Annotated in this window: 3 protein-coding genes and 1 pseudogene; 1 reads left to right on the top strand and 3 read right to left on the bottom strand. The window is 71.2% G+C overall.

Going from position 1 to position 2,305, the window contains the following annotated elements; all coding sequences use genetic code 11:
• Window positions 1-182: hypothetical protein (locus AC2VON_RS25115; protein ID WP_486955240.1), on the top strand; the 182-nt coding region annotated here is incomplete at its 5' end.
• 3 nt (window positions 183-185) lie between these two features.
• On the opposite strand, the gene pimB is transcribed toward AC2VON_RS25115, so the two are convergent.
• From pimB to AC2VON_RS25130, 3 genes and pseudogenes are all read right to left on the bottom strand, one after another.
• A complete protein-coding gene (gene pimB / locus AC2VON_RS25120; protein WP_486955241.1) occupies window positions 186-1,328 on the bottom strand; it encodes a GDP-mannose-dependent alpha-(1-6)-phosphatidylinositol monomannoside mannosyltransferase in 1,143 nt (380 codons plus the stop codon).
• On the bottom strand, window positions 1,325-2,143 hold the full coding sequence (locus AC2VON_RS25125) for a hypothetical protein (RefSeq protein WP_486955242.1): 819 nt from the start codon (window positions 2,141-2,143) through the stop codon (window positions 1,325-1,327). Before AC2VON_RS25125 ends, pimB begins: the two co-directional genes overlap by 4 nt.
• A gap of 28 nt (window positions 2,144-2,171) precedes the next feature.
• Window positions 2,172-2,305 (bottom strand): annotated as a pseudogene (locus AC2VON_RS25130) (peptidoglycan hydrolase RipC); the annotation flags it as partial.

Raw genomic sequence — 2,305 nt, forward strand, 5'->3', positions numbered from 1 at the left:
TTTCGGTCTCGCATGCCGAGTCGATCCGCAAGTTCGCGATCCTGCCGGTCGACTTCACCGAAGCCACCGGTGAGCTGACACCGACGATGAAGCTCAAACGCAAGGTGGTCGCCGAGAAGTTCGCCGACCAGATCGAGGCGATCTACACCAAGAGCTACACCAAGAGCTACACCAAGAACTAAAACTCAGGCCGTCAGCAGTCCGGCCAGTCGGTCGGCCAGCACGTCCCAGCGCCAGTGCTGGATCACCCAGTCGCGCCCGACGGCGCCCATCGCCGCAGCCCGGTCCGGATCGGCCAGCAGCTCACCGACGGCGTCACCGATCCGGTCCACCGAGCGACCGTCGACCACCAGCCCGGTCCGATTGTCCAGCACGGTTTCCGGGGCCCCGCCCGACCGGCCGGCGATCACCGGCACACCGGCGGCCGAAGCCTCCAGGAACACGATGCCCAGCCCCTCCACGTCGAGTCCGGCACCGCGGGTGCGGCACGGCATCGCGAAGACGTCGGCCAGCGCGTAGTGGGCGGGCAGTTCGCAGGGCGGCACCCCACCGGCGAACGTGACGTGGCTGCTCACCCCGCACCGGTGTGCCAGTCGCCGCAGCGACTCCAGATACGGACCGCCGCCGACGATCACCAGCGCGGCACCGTCGACGCGCCGCCGGATCGACGGCAGTGCCCGGATCAGCATGTCCTGGCCCTTGCGCGGAACCAGCCGCGACACACACACCACCGTGGGCCGCCGGCCCAGCCGGTAGCGGGTCCGCAGCTCGTGACGACCGGCAGGGTCGGGCCGGAATCGGCCGGTGTCCACCCCGGGCGGCAGGTGTTCCAGCGCTGCGGCGGGACCGAATGCCGCTCCGAAGCGGCCCCGGGTGTAGCGACTGACGAAGGTCACCACATCGGTGGCATCGCCGATCCGACGCAGCACCGACCGGGCCACCGGCAGCATTGACCAGCCCACCTCGTGGCCGTGCGTGCTGGCCAGCACCCGGGTCGCACCGGCAGCCCGGGCGCGCCGCGCCAGCAGTGCCAGGGGAGCAGCCGCACCGAACCAGACGGTGTCGATGCCCTGTTCATCGATCAACCGGCGCATCCGGGCATCGACGGCCCGGTCGGGCAGCATCAGCGTTCCCGGGTGACGCACCACCTGATAGCCGGCGGCCCGGGCCGAGCCGTCGAAAGCGTCGGCACCTTTCCATTGCGGCGCGTACACCGTCACCCGGTGCGCACCGGCGCCGGCCAATCGGCGCACAAGTTCTTCCAGGTAGGACTGGATGCCGCCGGGGCGCGGTGGAAAGTCGTTGGTAACCAGCAGGACCCGGCTCACCCGGCGAGCCACCGCTGCCAGCCGGTGAGCACGTCGGGCAGGCCGGCACCGAGCACCCGGCGAACGGCTTCGCCCACGCCGGTATGTCCGGTACCACAGGCGACCACGTAGAGCTCACGTAACTTGGCGGCCCCGTAGCTGTCGGCGACGAAGCGGGCGAACCACCACGCCCGGTCGTAGGCCTGTGCGCGCCGGGATCCGGCCGTGTCCAGGTCGGCGTCCGACGGCAGCGTCACCGGCGGTGCCGGCCGCCCGGCCGGTGCTGAGTCCGGCCGGGCGACGAAGTCGGCCACTCCCTCGGTCAGCCAGCGGGGTGCGTCCAGCGCGGTGTCGGCGCGGGTGGCGTAGTGGAACAGCTCGTGGCAGAGCACGATTCGCAGCGCCGCGTCGCTCATCGCGGACGCGCCCGGCGCGAACACGATCCGCTGCCCGGCCGCCAGCCTCCGCCCGGGGTCGGCCCGGTCGGCAACCGCCACCGCGGCTATGTCAGACCACTGACCCTTGCTGCCCTCGTTGCCCACGCTGGCGCCGGCCTGCGCGGCGAACTGGGCCTGCGAGCCGGTCGCCACCACCAGGATGTGATGCGTCCAGTCGGTTCCCCAGAATGCTTCCACTGCGTCAACGGCGGCACCGATGTTCGCGGCGACCCGGGTGAGTAACACGGCGGCGCGCGAGCCGGAGAGGTTGATCAGCGCCACACTGCGGTGATCGCCGACGATCAGCGGCGCCACGGCTTGCCGGCCGGGGCGCATCGGCGCGTCGCGTGCCGGCAGGGCTAGCACAATCGCGGCGGCGGCCAGCTCGGCGACCAGCAACACCAGCAGACCGGCTGGGGCCCGGCGTTCAATAACGGCGGGCGTTGTGGATCGGGCCGGACGCGGTCATCGGCACCACCTGGACCGGCTGACCGTAGGTGGACGAATGGACCATCATGCCGTCGCCGACGTAGATGCCGGAGTGGGAGGCATCCCCGTAGA

This window comes from Mycobacterium sp. TH-M82, assembly GCF_057473605.1.